This is a genomic window from Acinetobacter sp. 228, from assembly GCF_048147885.1.
Genome location: NZ_JAYWYV010000005.1, coordinates 136,413 through 151,189 on the forward strand (window position 1 = coordinate 136,413; position 14,777 = coordinate 151,189).

Consider the following 14,777-nt stretch of genomic DNA (forward strand, 5'->3'; position numbering starts at 1 on the left):
TTATAGCTGGATAATATAAAGATTTTTATTTAGACTAGCTTCATGAATTGCCACCTTTGGGTGGCTTTTTGTTTTTTAAATATTTTGATTTTTTAATTTTATTTCTCCTGCTGATCTGGTTTGAATTTTGCTTTCATATGATAGATAAAGTGTTAAGGTATATTTTATGCACAACTTTATTGCACTATAAAAGAAAGATGGAATAGATCGGTTCAGTATCAATTCTCAAGTATGAGGTGATGACATGATAAAGACATTTAGAATAATGGATAGGGCGACAATGCGTCAGAAAGGTTGGTGGTTGTTTGGCTTTGTTGTTAGCCTACAAATATTGTTTGTACTCGGCAGTTGTTTGATGCAGGGTTCTTGATATTTAGATTTAGAAAAAGCCACCGAGAGGTGGCTTTTTACGTATGGTGTGTAGATAGAATTGTTACTTTGAAGGATGAGAAATATATTTCGTAAAGTAACCAAAATTCTTTGTCAGACTGATGGAACGTCCATGTCTTACAGTCTGACGGGCGATATCCATATCGTAATGTAGGTAATTAGATTTAATCTTTGAAAATAAGGTATATTTATAATTTGTTATAAGTGTTTGAACTAAAATAAATTTAGGTTGATTAAATTGAAGAAAAATATCGTTTGGGGACTTATTGTTGCCATTTTGGGTATGGGGAGTAGTTTATGGCTTCTTATCGATCTTGAGAAACTTTCAGGAGCTGAGTTTGTTACTTTATCTCTAGGATTTGCCGCAATAGGATTAATAATAGCTTTTGCTGCTGAGGTCCAGGAGTTCTCAATTGTAGGGAATGGAGTTAAGTTAAAAGAATTAAGAAAAGGTCGTACAGAGTTATTTCGCATTTTAATTCAAACAAGCACTGAATTGTCAGGAGGGTTAGCAGGTCCTTCAAAGGTAGAAAGTAGAGCTAAAAAGTTTATTCATATCTTTAAAGAAGTTGAAAAATTTGATTGTATAAAAGAATTAAAAGCTGATTTAGAAAAATCTTTACAAGTAATAGTGATTGCTCAGTATAATAAATTAAGCTTTATTCATAAAAAACAAAAAGAATTTAATAATGAGTTTACTGATTGTGAAAAAGCGACTTACTTATATATTGCCTTGAGTGATGATGTAATTAGAGATAGTTACACAAATAGAAGACCAGAGCCAGATTTTCAAACTGAGAAAGATGACATTATCAAAGCGATAGATGTATATGCTGAACTTTATGAGATAAAACTTAAGTTAGATGAGGCTTGAATATAAAAAAGACCATCTTTCGATGGTCTTTTTTATCAAATTAAACAGTTAATTGAACCAGCTTTAATACCGCTTTCAACGTATGTTCATAATCAAAAGCATCATTAGTATTGTCCTGATAACGCCAAGCTACATAACCATCTGGACGAACCAGGATTGCACCAGATTCATGAATTTCAGACTTTGCATTCCAGGTGCCATACACATCACGATAGTCACGTGAACCAATCTGAATCACATCCAGATATGGCAGTTTCAATGCTTCAGCCGCCTGTTTCCAGCCTTTGCCAGATAAACCCGTCAGGAGAGTAAAACGACCTTTACCAGTAATATCTAGCGTGGACTGCTTTTGACCTTTGGCATTGATCAGCCAGGTATGCGGCACTTTGGCATCCGGGCGCGTTGTTGCTTGCAAATAAAGCTGCTCATCTTTTTCAAAAGCTTCAGGCTCAGATTCTGCAATCACCGCATTTGAATTATAGCGCTGGTTCAGCTCTACACCTTGGGCATTAAATTCGAAGTTTTTAATTTCCAAAGCTTCAAACAGTTTTTTGCGGATTTCAGCACCTTGCTCAGTTTCAGCAAAAATACGTTCCAGCATTTGTTTTTGTGTAGTTACACCATTGTCAAAACCAAAGACTTCTTTCAGGTATTTATAATCAAAACGTGACTGGTTCGCTCGCGCCACAATCTGCTTACCCACCGGTGCACGTTCAGCCGTATAGGAATCCAGCAGGGCAGGCACAGCCCAGCCTTTCACAGCATATGCCAGTTTCCAGCCCAGATTAAAGGCATCCTGCATACAGGTATTTGAACCTAATCCGCTTGAAGGTGGATGACGGTGCACTGCATCACCTCCGCAGAATACACGGCCTTTAGAATATTCAGTTGCCCAGGTCTGGTTCACATACCAGTATGACAGTTTCTGAATCTCGACTTCTTCAACTTCAGTACCGACGAAGGCATTCAGGCGGGCACGTACCTGTTCCTCAGTCACTTGTGGTTCGCCTTTGGAAATGTCAAAGCCCCAACCCATAATCCATTCATTCCATGGCGTAATAGCACGTAACAATCCCATACCGAGGTCGCCAAAGCTGGCTTCAGGATTGACAATCCATTGCAGAATAGCAGGGCGGTGTTGCACGTATTGAGAAAGATCAGCTTTAAAGGTCACATACACTGTGCCGGCTCGTGCCATTATACCTTCAAGAGGTAAATCAAGCTGTTCCAGCACACGGGATTTTGCCCCATCCATTCCCACCAGATATTTCGCTCTCAAGCTAAATTCAGTGTTGGTAATCCGGTTGAGGAAAGTGGCTGTCACGCCAGCTTCGTCCTGCACATGCGACAGATATTCAGTATTAAAATTATAAATCGCACCACGCTCAGCAGCATTCTTAACCAGCAAGGCTTCCATTTTGGGCTGGATCAAATCAACTAAAGGACATGGGCTACCTTTTATATAATCGCCATGACGTTCATCGCCCGTACCCCAGGCACTTAAACGGGCAATTTCTTCACCGACCAGACTGGTGGTAATCAGGCTTTCACCCATCTGCTCCCAAGGTGTAGCGATCTCTTTGACCTGCTCTTCAATACCTAAATCACGTAATACCTCCATGGCACGTTGATTGGTAATATGTGCACGTGGGCTATTGGCCAACCAGCTAAAACTGGGTAAATAGCTGTACTTTGATGCCATAATTGGCCAGGGCCAGACCTAATGTTGAACCTGCAGGACCGGTACCAATCACCAAAACATCGGTGTCATATTGCTGTGCCATTACATACTCCATGAATGTCGCTATTACATGAACAATCTATCTATTAGCTGAGGAGTCTAGGCAAAATTCAGCGCAGGCTATAGAGCTATTCATATAAACTATCTGCCTATAGATATTTTCACTGCATATACAAATATGACGTGGTGTTTTGGATAGAGTAAGATATGGAACTTCGACATTTACGCTATTTTATCACTGTGGCGCAGCAACAAAGTTTTACCAAGGCTGCCGAAAAACTGTTTACCGCCCAGCCGTCCTTAAGCCAGCAAATTAAGGATCTGGAGCAGGAAGTAGGCGTCATGCTGTTTGATCGTTCATCCAGAAAAGTCAAACTCACCGATGAAGGGCAGGCTTTTCAGATCTATGCCGAAAAAGCACTGGAAAATGCCAAACTGGCAGTGGCAGCAGCACGCCAGGTCGCACAGCAGAAAAATAATCAGATTCATATTGGTTTTCTGAATGTGGCAGAAATCAAAGTCATGCCTCAGATATTGGCGCAGCTTAAAAAAAACATGCCGGACTTAAAAATCCATCTGCATAGCCTGACCTGTATGGAACAGATTCAGCGGCTAAAAAATGCTGAACTGGATTTGTGTATTACCCGCTTTCATCTGGACCATCCAGATTTTGAGAATATTCATTTATTAACCGAGCAAATTTATCTGATAGCCGCTCAGCACTTACATTCTACAGATCGAATCCTGAAATTACAGGAACTAAAAAACCATAATGTAATTATGTGCGAGCAGAATGCTTCACCCGTATTTTATGAAAAGCTGGATAAACTACTCTGCATTGATCAGCTTGAGCATGAACAGGTTTTATGGGTGACCAATGTGTTGCAACATATCAATCTGACCAATATGGGGATGGGCTTTAGTTTTGCACCTGAATATTTACTTCGTTTTATGAATGATCATGTAAAAGTGATCCAGACTGACCAGGTGCTACCAAAACTGGATTTATATGCAACATTTAACAAGAACTCTCAAAATCCTGCATTGAAGATGATTGCCCAAGCCCTTAACAATATGAGTAATATCTGAATTTCAGGAAAAAATACATGTTAAAGCTGATTTATTACGTACCAGACGAAAACCTGGAAGATACCAAGAATGCGATATTTGCAGCAGGAGGCGGCGGCATTGGGGAATATACAAATTGTGCCTGGCAGGTTTTAGGAACCGGACAGTTTAAGCCGCAGAAAGGTGCAGATCCTCATATTGGTGAAGTCGGCCAACTGGAACAGGTAGAAGAATGGCGGGTAGAAATTCTGGTGCCGGATGAAAAGGCGGTCGAAGTGGCCAAAGCACTGAAAGACAGCCATCCTTACGAAGAGCCGGCCTTTGAATTTATTCAGCTTCTGGATATCAAAGTCTAAAGTTACATTATTACTGCTTTATCGGCGTGTTCGACTTGACGCGCCGTTAGTCCAGATTCAAAAAATGGCCAAACTGCTTTTGTTATTATCATTTCTGCCAGAATAATCCATAGAAAAAATACAATAAGGAAAATAATAATGTCATGGCTTAAACCGCTGAGCAGCGTCTGGAAAAATACGCTCAGTAAATCCATTCAATACGGTACAGAAATCCTGCATAGCCGTATTCCGTATTCGCCGGACAATCCCTATCTGGAAGGTATATTTGCACCCGAGCGGCAGGAACATTTTTCTATAAACTTGAAAGTTGAAGGGCAGATTCCTGCAGAACTGGATGGCGCACTGATGCGGATTGGTCCGAATCCTATTAACGTCAAAAACCCACGCAACTATCACTGGTTTACGGGCGATGGCATGTTGCATGCGCTCAGACTGAAGGGTGGTGAGGCACATTGGTATAAAAGCAGTTATATCGGTTCCGCCAGTGTGCAGGAAAAACTTCACCGGCCACAGATTCCCGGCAAAACCCGGAGTGTCGCAGATGCTGTCAACACCAATGTCATCAGCTTCGCCGGGAAAATCTGGGCACTGGTTGAAGCAGGAGCATACCCAGTTGAATTGAATGCTGCACTGGAATCAAGACGGCATCATTTATTTGAAGATGATCAGGATATGCCATTTACTGCCCATCCGCATATTGATCCTGAAACCGGCGATATTCATGCGGTTTGTTATGATGCTTTAAGTCAGAATAAAGTTTTTTATCTGCAGATAGATTCAAAAGGTAAATTGAAACATCAGGTCGAGATTCCAGTGAAACATGGTCCAATGATTCATGATTGTGCCATTACCAAATCTCAGGTGCTGATTCTGGACCTGAATGTAAATTTCTCGGTTCGCAGTGCTTTAAAAGGTTCAATGCTGCCATATCAATGGAATCCAAAACGGCAGGCGCGTATTGGCATATTGCCATTTGGTGGTAAGGCAATTGATATTCGCTGGTATAAGATTGATCCCTGTTTTATTTTCCATACCATAAACGCTTATGATCTGAATTCCGGTAATGTGGTGATGGATGCAGTCGTGCACTCCAAAGCATTGGTCAGTTCGATTCAGGGGCCGATTGAAGATCAGGATATTCGGCTGGAGCGGTTCATTTTTGAACACGGCACTGGAAAAGTGGCTCGGACGATATTATCCGGGACGAAACAGGAGTTTCCACGGATCAATGATGCTTATACGAGGCGGAAGCATCGGTATATTTATAGTATTTCCTTTGGCGAGTTTGATGATCCTTATCATGTCAGCAGTAATATGCTCTTGGGTCATGATCTGGAAACTGGCCATTCAGAAAGCTATTCCTTTGGTGAGAACTGGGTGACAGGCGAAGTGATATTTGTCGCGCGGGAAGGTGCTCAAGCTGAAAATGATGGCTGGCTCATGTCTTATATCCATGCTCTAGATGGAAGTCCATCCAGAGTGGTGATTCTGGATGCACAGCATATGATGGCAGGACCGATTGCAACCATTTATTTACCTGTACGTGTACCCGTCGGATTTCATTGTAACTGGATTGATTATCGGAAACTAAGAATTAACTATTCTTAGGTTTGAGCTTAAAAACTTGAAACTTTGTCTTGGTGATTAAAAGGCATTAACTTAGAAAGCTCGAATAAGATTCATATCTGATGGTAGGCGGATATTACTTTGAGGAATGAGAAATATATTCGCTAAGGCAATCAAAATCTGTTGTTAGGCAGAAGACTCGTCCCTGAATCTCAGCCTAACATTGACCTCTATACCGCTAATCATAGAGCAGATGAAAGATTTAAATTTGAGATACTGCTTACATCTTCTGAATAAACAGTTCACGATCAAAACGATACTGCGGGAAGAATACGCCATCTTTGGCACGTTCACCTGCACCAATCACCATGACCGGATACTGTTCGCCATTTAATTCAAGAATTTCACGAACCATCGGCTCATCAAAACCTTCCATCATACAGCTATCAAAACCGTAAGCACGTAAAGCCAAGACCAGATTTTCACAAGCCAGTGCCGTCGTTTTGGTTGCCCACAGTTTTGCATCAGCCGGACTGAAAGCAGAGACTGGCATTTGCTTGTCCAGTGTACGTGCAACTTTGAAAGCGACTTTCTTAAAGTTGCCGAAGGCATTCAGATAGCCCGTTTTATAGTTGTATGGAATATATTTATAGTATTTTCTAATCGCTGGTGGTGCTTCTGGGAATGGAAATTCATTCACATTACGCTTTGCCATTTCATCAATACGGTCGGTACGTGCCACGCAAACAATCAGCTCGGAAGCAGTTTTTGCTGCCAGTTGACCCATGCAGGCTTTAACCAGACGTTTTTTCCTGCCCGGATTTTGTACCACATAAAAAGTCCAGGGCTGCAGATTGGACGAGTTCGGTGCCAATAGTGCCAGATCCAGACAGGCATCCAGAACCTCATCAGGAATTGGTTTCTTGGTAAATTTACGTACTGAACGGCGGCTTTCAATGACTTTGCGAAAATTTTCTACATCTATATCCTGAGGAGCTGGTTCGTAATAGCGTTTTTTGTCAGGATTGACGCTATCAGACGTTTGATGAGATTTATCATTCAAATTTTCAGTAGACATATTCTTTATTCTGGCAAGTAAAGGTATCAAGAAGGCAGTTTAAACTACCTCATTGACATCCTGAGTTTGAAAATTAGTTGAATTGTGTGAAATCAGGTTTCCGTTTTTGCATAAAAGCCTGAACTGCTTCCATCATTTCGGCTGAACCAACACGGTTCATAAAGATTTCTGCCTCATGATCAATCCATTCAACAATTTCATCCAGATTATGTTTCATCAAAGCTTTGCTCTGCTTCAGAGAAGCCAATGGTAAAGCTGCCAGAGTTTGTGCCTGTTTTTGTGTAGTAGCATAGGCATCTTCTTCGATACTGTTCACCAGACCTGCGCTCAGTGCTTTTTCACTATTGAATTTTTGTGCAGTCAGCAATAATTCAGCTGCTTTATGATAGCCTGCTTGTTGAATCAGTAATTTGCTTGACGCGCCTTCAGGCGATAGACCCAGACTGACAAATGGAATCTGGAACAGGGCTGTATGGTCACTATAAACCAGATCACAATGCAGTAAGATCGTCACCCCAATCCCGATCGCAACTCCACGCACAGCAGCAATTAAAGGCTTGGAAAATTTTGCGGCAGCTTTTAATAAAACAAATGGAGGGCCATCCTGCGGACGAATCTGGTCCTTATTGGCTGCAGATTTCATGAAATCCTGCATATCATTGCCTGCACTAAAGTCAGCGTCCTGACCGCGTAAAACAACTACACGCACTTCAGGTGCCTGATCAGCTTCATCCAGGGCTTTCGCAATCCATAAATAAAGCTCGCTATATAAGGCATTTTTAGCTTCCGGGCGATTGATGGCCAAAGTGAGTACACCATGTTCTAAATTCGCATTCAAATGCTCATGAGGTTGTTGAATACAGCTCAGTGTCATCGTACTATCCTTGCTTTAAACTTGATTTGATTTTATGGGAATTATTATGTCGCATATTTATTGGAGCGGCACAACTCATGAGTCATAAAAAACTGATCCCTTATGAACTATACATTTGATTATCTGGTTTTCATTGGCCGCTTTCAGCCTTTTCATCTGGCGCACATGCAAACCATTAAGATCGCCTTGCAGCACAGTCAGAATGTGATTTTGGCTCTTGGTTCTGCACAAAATGAACGTAATATCAAGAATCCATTTTTGGCTTCGGAGCGTGAAGCCATGATCCTGTCAAATTTTAGTGCTGAAGATCAGGCGCGCATCAAATTTGTAGAAGTCATAGATGTTTATAATGATGAAAAATGGCAAAAACTGGTGAAATCGCTGGTGAATCAGGTCATTGAACCGGATGCCAAAGTCGGGCTGATTGGGCATTTTAAAGATGATTCTTCCTATTATTTAAAATTTTTCCCAGAATGGGAAATGGTCGAACTTGACAGTCTTGAAGGAGCCCTATCTGCCACGCCGATGCGTGAAGCTTATTATCGTGGCGAAATTCAACGGGATAAATTCCCACAAGGCACGATTGAATTTTTAGAGCGTTTCCAGCATACAGCGACCTATCAACAGCTCAGTGAAAAATTCGCCCGGAATGATAAAACCAATCTGGTTTAAAACTACAAGTTCAATACTGGTTGATTCATGGCAGCTTGAGCATGCTGCCTTAAACATTCACCTAAAATCTCCAGAGCAGGAGACTGTTCTTTCCAGTGATGCCAATACAGGGGGACTTCGATGCGTAATTCCCTTGAAAGCTCAAGCAGTTGACCTGATGCCAGCAAATCTCGGACCTGATAGTCCGGTAACCAGCCATAGCCCAGTCCCATCACAATTGCATCAAAAAATGCGTGGGTCGATGGGATGAAAAAGTGAGGGTATTGAGCAGGATTCAGGCCAAACTCTTGCTGGATAAACTGGGTATGCAACTGGTCTTTTTCATTAAAAAGAATAGCAGGAGCAAGACGTAGCGTATTCCGATGTAAGCCTTGATGAAACCAGTTTCGGGAAAATTCAGGCGTGGCAACGAGACGGTATTGCATTTCTCCGATCAATTCGGCCCGGCAACCCTTCATTGCCTTGGCTTCAGTACTCAAACAGGCATTGACGAGGCCTGCTTCTAACAGATGATGAGTCTGTGATTGGTCATCCACCTGAAAATGCAACACAATTTTATGCCGGATCAGCTGGTCTTGTAAGGTCGGTAACAGCCAGGTCGCGAGCGAATCAGCATTGGTGGCAATATTCAGACAGTAGAAACCCTCTTGTTGCAGCTGTCCACCCAGATCCTGCATCAGATTCTGTTCTAGTAGGCGTTGATGCTGTAAATAATGCAATAAAGTTTGCCCGGATTGAGTCACGCGGCAAGGCCGATCTCTGACCAACAGCAGATGTCCCAATTGTTTTTCCAGACTTTGAACACGAAGAGTAACTGCTGAGGCAGTAATATTTAACTGCTCCGCTGCAAGATCAAAACTTCCGGTTTTTGCAACTGCATAAAAAGCATCACATTGTTTCGCATTCAGCATCTTTCTTATCTAAAAAATATTTAATTAATTTGATATTAACTTAGTTTTAATTAATCTTGCCGATTTTATTGAATAATGCATTTCTTTAAAAAAAGGGGAAGATGATGTTCAGTTATATGGTGAGTGGGTTTGCTGTAGGAATGAGCCTGATTGTGAGTATTGGTGCACAAAATGCCTTTGTTCTAAAACAAGGTTTAAAACAGCAGCATGTGTTCTGGGTCTGTGTAATTTGTGCTTTATCTGATTCTATTTTAATTTTGCTAGGTGTCTTTGGATTCGCGCGTGTCATCGAGCATTACCCGCATATTGTTATGTTTTCTAAATATATTGGTGCAGGATTTCTGTTTTATTATGGTTTGCAACATGCGATTAGTGCATTTAAATCGACAGAGGTGTTGGCATTGAGTGATCAGGCAACAGAACATTTTGTACAGGTGCTAATGATCTGCCTAGCTTTTACCTGGCTGAATCCGCATGTTTACTTAGACACCGTAATCCTGATCGGATCTATTTCAACCCAGTACAGTCTAGGGAAAGGGTGGTTTACGCTAGGCGCAGTCCTTGCTTCTTGGTTTTTCTTTTTTTGTTTGGGATATGGCGCAAAAATATTGACGCCATGGTTTCAACATCCAAAAGCATGGAAAATTCTGGACGCTATTATTGCCTGTACTATGTGGGCGATCGCATTGTCATTAATAGTCAGCATTTGATTTAGTTATAGCCTTGAGAAACTGTTTCGGAATGAAGCCAGCGTATTATTTAAGATATTTATCAATGATTTTTAATATTTTATTCAGCTGGAAATAGCAAATTCTCTGTTCAATATAAGGTAGTTAGAACAGCAAGTTATAAGATCAAAACAATTCTCTGCTGGACAGACACGACTCCTGAGGAAAGAAATCAGGACGATTATTCTGTCCATTAGTCATGAATGATTTTACAAAAACTTCAAAAAACTGATATAAAAATAACGAAACCATGTGGGAACACACAACAAGAAAATTTAATTTCAGATTAAGCCGTTGACTTAAATCCGATTAATAAGAAATTAAACAAGGTGGATTTAAAATTGAAAACAATAATAAAAACCGGGCTTCTTAGCTTGGCGATCTGTCTAGCTTTAATCAGTCAGTCTTTTGCAAGATCATGGACCCTAACCCCCAAAAGCGATGTAGGGTTTGAGATCAAGTCCATGGGACTTACTATGGTTAAAGCCAAGTTTAATCAGGTTCAATCCACGATGCAGTTTGATGCCAATGCACCGCAAAACGCCTCAACCCATCTGGTCATGGATGTAGAAAGTTTAAGTTTTAGTAAACCTGTATTTAAAAATATGATTTTGGGCGAAGACCTGTTTTATGTAGCAAAATACAAGACTGTAATTTTTAAAAGTATTCAGTTTAAAGACCTAGGCAATGGCAAATACAAGGTATTAGGACATTTAACCTTGCGTGGTGTAACCAAGCCCGTGATTTTTGAGACAACTTTTAAGCCCAGTATGTCGGATGCCAACTTATTGGATGTTCAGGCATCTGCCGTGATTAATCGCAGTGATTTTGGTATGAAAAAGGGAATTGCAGGTATAGGAGACAAAGTGAATCTTCATCTTTCAGGTCAATGTGAAGTCAATTAAGAAAGTATTCACTTATATGTCATCATGCCTGATGATCCTGCATCATAAAATTTTTAGAATGCTGCGTGCTTATCATTTTCAGATTTAAATCTTTATCAGGTAAATATAAAATATATGCTGCTATATAAAACCATTAAAAAAGCTCGAATATTCGAGCTTTTATGCCTAGGTCTTAGCAGTTAATCAGGCTGCTTGTAAGGCTTTCAAGTCTTCCAGAACTTGTTCTGTATGGCCAGCTGCCTTGACCTTACGGTATTCTTTGACCAGTTGGCCGTTATGGAAAATAAAAGTTGAACGCTCAACTCCCATCACCTGTTTACCATACATATTCTTTTCTTTGATTACATCAAAGTGATGACACAACACTTCTTCTTTATCACTGATCAGGTTAATGCTGAGATTTTGCTTTTCAGTAAAATTCTGATGGGCTTTCACCGAATCACGGGATACCCCGAGAACTGTAGTATTTAAAGCCTCGAACTGCTCTTTTAAACAGGAAAAGCCAACTGCCTGAGTGGTGCAGCCCGGCGTAGAATCTTTAGGATAAAAGTAGATGACTAGCCATTCTGTATCTAGCTTGGTTAAATTGATCTCGCCTGTGGTCGCAGGAAAATTCTGATCAATTAAACTAATTTCAGACATAAAAACTCCTGTTTTATTTAAATTTTTTCAAAAAAATAAGCCACATTATAGTGGCTTATTTCATTAAAGAATAAGAAAAATTAGATCTTATTTCTTTGGTGCAGCTTGAGCTGATTTCATTGCTTCTTCAGTCAAAGTTTTCAGTTTACCGGTTAACTGTGGACCAAAACACGCTTGAAGATCTTTATTCTGCTTTTGTACAAAAGCTAAACTACCTGGGCTTTTTTTCTGGTTAATGGTACTTTGAATTTCCCATTTTTGCGCATTGGTTAATTTACCATCTGCTTCAACCGCACAAGTACAATATTTACTGACTTCAGCAGAAGTTAATTTCTTGCTTTTGCCAGTTTCATCTTTACAAACATTGATCAATGCAGCTTTCACATTGGTGCTTTTATAAGCTTGTTGTAATTTGTCATCAGCTGCTTGAGCTGTAGTGGTGAACATCGCAGCAGCTGAAACAATTGCTGAAAGTACAATGCCTGATTTTAAATTCTTCATAAACTCTACCTTGTTATTACGGTATATAACGTGTCGGGTCTTCAACACCTGCGTCCGCAAAACCCTGTTTACGTAAACGACAACTGTCACATTTACCACAGGCACGTCCTTGGTCATCTGCTTGATAGCATGACACCGTTTGACTGTAGTCTACGCCATGTTCCATACCTAAGCGAATAATATTTGCTTTGGATAAATGTAACAAAGGTGTTTCAAACTTGAGAGCTTGGCCCTCTACACCAACCTTGGTTGCAAGACGGGCCATGTTGGCAAATGCCTCGATAAATTCCGGACGGCAATCCGGATAACCGGAGTAATCGACCGCATTAATCCCGATCACAATTGCTTCAGCTTTGAAGACTTCTGCTGCAGCTAAAGCATATGACAAGAAGATGGTATTACGTGCAGGAACGTAAGTAATCGGAATGCCGGCCTGTTCGTGATCAGGTACCTCAATACTATGATCGGTAAGGGCTGAGCCCCCCAGATTACCCAGATCAATATTGATCACTCGATGTTCTACACCCGCACGTTCAGTTAACGCTTTTGCTGCATCCAGCTCGGTGGTTGAACGTTGACCATAGCGAAAACTGAGTGCGATACATTCATAGCGTGCCTGTGCCCAAGCCAGACATGTGGTTGAGTCTAAACCGCCAGATAACAGGACAATGGCGCGAGGGCGCATAAGCTGATTCTCCAAATAATACTTTACAAAAAATTAACGACCAGTTTCATCATTCCATAACAACTTGTGCAGTTGTAACTGGAAACGAACAGGGAGATGGTCTTCTAAAATCCATTGAGCTAAGTCACGTGCCAATTGTGGTAAATGAACTGCACCTTTTTCTACCGCAAATGCAGGCGAAAACCAAACTGTACTGACTTTCTCTTGAAGTTGATACTGTTCAAGCTGCTGCTTTGACCATTCATAATCCTCACGATTGCAAATGACAAACTTGATTTGATCATGTGCAGTTAAATGATCGAGATTAGCAAGCAAATTTCGTGCAACTTCACCTGAAGTGGGTGTTTTTAAGTCGAGGACTTTGGAAACACGTGAATCCACCTTGGACACATCTAAAGCCCCACTGGTTTCAAGTGAAACCTGACATCCTAAATCTGCCAGTCGCTGCATCAGGGGCAGGGCATTGGGCTGTGCCAGAGGTTCGCCACCAGTCACACAGACATAAGGTGTTTTAAAATCAAGCGTAGTCTGGATAATATCTTCCAGAGACTGACGCTCGCCACCTTCAAAGGAATAGGTGGTGTCACAGTAGCTACAACGTAGTGGACAACCGGTTAAACGGATAAATACCGTTGGCAGTCCTGCGGCATTGGCTTCACCTTGTAATGAATAGAAAATCTCCGTAATGCGTAAACCCGCAGACGGATCAGAAACTGGGATTGCAGAAGATCGAAGCGTATTCATAACAAAATTAACCAATGAAAAATAAATAACCGGGTATAAAAATAAAAATCCCTACGATTATTACTAATCGTAGAGACGAGGAGCGGTTGGAGCTCCGATGAACACAAATGTGTCCTCTAAGTTAAGACATCTTAGTCTTCGCGTAATAGATCGTTCAAGCTTGTTTTAGAACGAGTTTGTGCATCAACTTTTTTCACGATAATGGCAGCATACAGGCTGTAAGTACCACATTTAGATGGAAGGCTACCCGCAACAACAACCGAACCTGCTGGTACGCGACCATAATGGATTTCGCCAGTTGCGCGGTCATAAATCTTGGTCGACTGGCCAATGAATACACCCATTGAAATTACCGAGCCTTCTTCCACGATTACGCCTTCCACGATTTCAGAGCGTGCACCGATAAAGCAGTTATCTTCAATAATGGTTGGATTTGCTTGAAGTGGCTCAAGAACACCACCAATGCCCACACCACCTGACAAGTGTACATTTTTACCAATTTGCGCACATGAACCGACAGTTGCCCAGGTATCTACCATTGTGCCTTCATCGACATAAGCACCGATGTTGACATAAGAAGGCATCAAGATCACACCTTTAGCCTGGAAAGAACCCTTACGTGCTACTGCAGGCGGTACAACACGTACACCCGCTGCCTTGAATTGTTCTTCAGACCAGCCTGAGAATTTAGTATCTACTTTGTCATAGAAACGAAGATCACAAGCTTCCATTGGTTTGTTGTCGTTTAATTTAAATGATAACAATACTGCTTTTTTAATCCATTGATGAACAACCCATTCACCATCGATTTTTTCAGCAACACGTAAAGTACCATTGTCTAGACCAGCAATTACTTCCTCAACTGCTTGACGAATTTCAGCAGAGCAATCTGCAGCTGTAAAATTTGCACGGTCTTCAAACGCCTGTTCAATGATTGTTGAAAGCTGCGACATGATCTTCCTTCCAGAAAAAAATTTTCTAGATTTTACACTATATTGCAGGAAAAATAGTTGAAAGCACCAAAAATAGGTGAAAAATAACC

Annotated in this window: 16 protein-coding genes and 1 pseudogene; 8 read left to right on the forward strand and 9 right to left on the reverse strand. The window is 41.1% G+C overall.

The features are described from left to right. The first annotated feature begins 244 nt into the window (after window positions 1–244). Together VXQ92_RS05875 and VXQ92_RS05880 are read left to right on the forward strand one after the other, a co-directional pair. Entirely contained in the window at window positions 245–370 is a 126-nt protein-coding gene (locus VXQ92_RS05875; RefSeq protein WP_263600637.1) for a KGW motif small protein, read from the forward strand. 258 nt (window positions 371–628) lie between these two features. Beyond that, complete coding sequence (locus VXQ92_RS05880; protein ID WP_416680827.1) at window positions 629–1,264, forward strand: hypothetical protein; 636 nt, start codon at window positions 629–631, stop codon at window positions 1,262–1,264. Window positions 1,265–1,304: 40 nt separating this feature from the next. Here VXQ92_RS05880 and VXQ92_RS05885 read toward each other — a convergent pair. Then, window positions 1,305–3,048 (reverse strand): annotated as a pseudogene (locus VXQ92_RS05885) (FAD-dependent oxidoreductase). 164 nt (window positions 3,049–3,212) lie between these two features. On the opposite strand from VXQ92_RS05885, the gene VXQ92_RS05890 reads away from it, so the two are divergent. From VXQ92_RS05890 to VXQ92_RS05900, 3 genes are all read left to right on the forward strand, one after another. Beyond that, window positions 3,213–4,094, forward strand: a complete 882-nt coding sequence (locus VXQ92_RS05890; RefSeq protein ID WP_416680828.1) for a LysR substrate-binding domain-containing protein — start codon at window positions 3,213–3,215, stop codon at window positions 4,092–4,094. Window positions 4,095–4,111: 17 nt separating this feature from the next. Next, window positions 4,112–4,429: an NGG1p interacting factor NIF3 gene (locus VXQ92_RS05895; RefSeq protein ID WP_416680829.1), complete on the forward strand. Its 318-nt coding sequence runs from the start codon at window positions 4,112–4,114 to the stop codon at window positions 4,427–4,429. A gap of 138 nt (window positions 4,430–4,567) precedes the next feature. Then, window positions 4,568–6,037, forward strand: a complete 1,470-nt coding sequence (locus tag VXQ92_RS05900; RefSeq protein WP_416680830.1) for a carotenoid oxygenase family protein — start codon at window positions 4,568–4,570, stop codon at window positions 6,035–6,037. A gap of 238 nt (window positions 6,038–6,275) precedes the next feature. Here VXQ92_RS05900 and VXQ92_RS05905 read toward each other — a convergent pair whose 3' ends face one another. Next, a complete protein-coding gene (locus VXQ92_RS05905; RefSeq protein WP_064102793.1) occupies window positions 6,276–7,073 on the reverse strand; it encodes a nitroreductase family protein in 798 nt (265 codons plus the stop codon). Between the two features lie 73 nt (window positions 7,074–7,146). After that, complete coding sequence (locus VXQ92_RS05910) at window positions 7,147–7,947, reverse strand: enoyl-CoA hydratase-related protein (protein WP_416680831.1); 801 nt, start codon at window positions 7,945–7,947, stop codon at window positions 7,147–7,149. A gap of 102 nt (window positions 7,948–8,049) precedes the next feature. Here VXQ92_RS05910 and VXQ92_RS05915 point away from each other — a divergent pair, with 102 nt between their 5' ends. Continuing rightward, window positions 8,050–8,619 (forward strand): nicotinate-nicotinamide nucleotide adenylyltransferase, encoded by a 570-nt coding sequence (locus tag VXQ92_RS05915; protein WP_064096230.1) that lies wholly within the window; start codon window positions 8,050–8,052, stop codon window positions 8,617–8,619. 2 nt (window positions 8,620–8,621) lie between these two features. On the opposite strand, the gene VXQ92_RS05920 is transcribed toward VXQ92_RS05915, so the two are convergent. After that, a complete protein-coding gene (locus VXQ92_RS05920; protein ID WP_416680832.1) occupies window positions 8,622–9,530 on the reverse strand; it encodes a LysR family transcriptional regulator ArgP in 909 nt (302 codons plus the stop codon). Between the two features lie 104 nt (window positions 9,531–9,634). Here VXQ92_RS05920 and VXQ92_RS05925 point away from each other — a divergent pair, with 104 nt between their 5' ends. Further along, complete coding sequence (locus VXQ92_RS05925; RefSeq protein ID WP_416680861.1) at window positions 9,635–10,240, forward strand: LysE/ArgO family amino acid transporter; 606 nt, start codon at window positions 9,635–9,637, stop codon at window positions 10,238–10,240. Window positions 10,241–10,599: 359 nt separating this feature from the next. Then, on the forward strand, window positions 10,600–11,163 hold the full coding sequence (locus tag VXQ92_RS05930) for a YceI family protein (protein WP_081406365.1): 564 nt from the start codon (window positions 10,600–10,602) through the stop codon (window positions 11,161–11,163). Between the two features lie 183 nt (window positions 11,164–11,346). On the opposite strand, the gene VXQ92_RS05935 is transcribed toward VXQ92_RS05930, so the two are convergent. The 5 genes from VXQ92_RS05935 to dapD all read right to left on the reverse strand — a co-directional run bounded on the left by VXQ92_RS05935 (window position 11,347) and on the right by dapD (window position 14,688). Beyond that, window positions 11,347–11,805, reverse strand: a complete 459-nt coding sequence (locus VXQ92_RS05935) for a peroxiredoxin (RefSeq protein ID WP_064096227.1) — start codon at window positions 11,803–11,805, stop codon at window positions 11,347–11,349. Window positions 11,806–11,892: 87 nt separating this feature from the next. After that, on the reverse strand, window positions 11,893–12,306 hold the full coding sequence (locus tag VXQ92_RS05940; protein ID WP_064096226.1) for a hypothetical protein: 414 nt from the start codon (window positions 12,304–12,306) through the stop codon (window positions 11,893–11,895). A 16-nt stretch (window positions 12,307–12,322) separates the two neighbouring features. Further along, entirely contained in the window at window positions 12,323–12,991 is a 669-nt protein-coding gene (queC, locus tag VXQ92_RS05945) for a 7-cyano-7-deazaguanine synthase QueC (RefSeq protein WP_064102789.1), read from the reverse strand. 33 nt (window positions 12,992–13,024) lie between these two features. After that, a complete protein-coding gene (gene queE, locus VXQ92_RS05950; protein WP_064102788.1) occupies window positions 13,025–13,735 on the reverse strand; it encodes a 7-carboxy-7-deazaguanine synthase QueE in 711 nt (236 codons plus the stop codon). 131 nt (window positions 13,736–13,866) lie between these two features. Then, window positions 13,867–14,688 carry a 2,3,4,5-tetrahydropyridine-2,6-dicarboxylate N-succinyltransferase gene (gene dapD / locus VXQ92_RS05955; protein WP_064096223.1) on the reverse strand — a complete coding sequence of 274 codons (822 nt, stop codon included), beginning with the start codon at window positions 14,686–14,688 and terminating at the stop codon, window positions 13,867–13,869. Between the last annotated feature and the right edge of the window lie 89 nt (window positions 14,689–14,777).

Bases quoted from the DNA above. Each gene is read 5' to 3' on its own strand.
- VXQ92_RS05875 (WP_263600637.1), top strand. From the start codon at position 245: ATGATAAAGACATTTAGAATAATGGATAGGGCGACAATGCGTCAGAAA.
- VXQ92_RS05890 (WP_416680828.1), top strand. From the start codon at position 3,213: ATGGAACTTCGACATTTACGCTATTTTATCACTGTGGCGCAGCAACAA.
- VXQ92_RS05895 (WP_416680829.1), top strand. From the start codon at position 4,112: ATGTTAAAGCTGATTTATTACGTACCAGACGAAAACCTGGAAGATACC.
- VXQ92_RS05900 (WP_416680830.1), top strand. From the start codon at position 4,568: ATGTCATGGCTTAAACCGCTGAGCAGCGTCTGGAAAAATACGCTCAGT.
- VXQ92_RS05905 (WP_064102793.1), bottom strand. From the start codon at position 7,073: ATGTCTACTGAAAATTTGAATGATAAATCTCATCAAACGTCTGATAGC.
- VXQ92_RS05910 (WP_416680831.1), bottom strand. From the start codon at position 7,947: ATGACACTGAGCTGTATTCAACAACCTCATGAGCATTTGAATGCGAAT.
- VXQ92_RS05915 (WP_064096230.1), top strand. From the start codon at position 8,050: ATGAACTATACATTTGATTATCTGGTTTTCATTGGCCGCTTTCAGCCT.
- VXQ92_RS05920 (WP_416680832.1), bottom strand. From the start codon at position 9,530: ATGCTGAATGCGAAACAATGTGATGCTTTTTATGCAGTTGCAAAAACC.
- VXQ92_RS05925 (WP_416680861.1), top strand. From the start codon at position 9,635: ATGTTCAGTTATATGGTGAGTGGGTTTGCTGTAGGAATGAGCCTGATT.
- VXQ92_RS05935 (WP_064096227.1), bottom strand. From the start codon at position 11,805: ATGTCTGAAATTAGTTTAATTGATCAGAATTTTCCTGCGACCACAGGC.
- VXQ92_RS05940 (WP_064096226.1), bottom strand. From the start codon at position 12,306: ATGAAGAATTTAAAATCAGGCATTGTACTTTCAGCAATTGTTTCAGCT.
- queC (WP_064102789.1), bottom strand. From the start codon at position 12,991: ATGCGCCCTCGCGCCATTGTCCTGTTATCTGGCGGTTTAGACTCAACC.
- queE (WP_064102788.1), bottom strand. From the start codon at position 13,735: ATGAATACGCTTCGATCTTCTGCAATCCCAGTTTCTGATCCGTCTGCG.
- dapD (WP_064096223.1), bottom strand. From the start codon at position 14,688: ATGTCGCAGCTTTCAACAATCATTGAACAGGCGTTTGAAGACCGTGCA.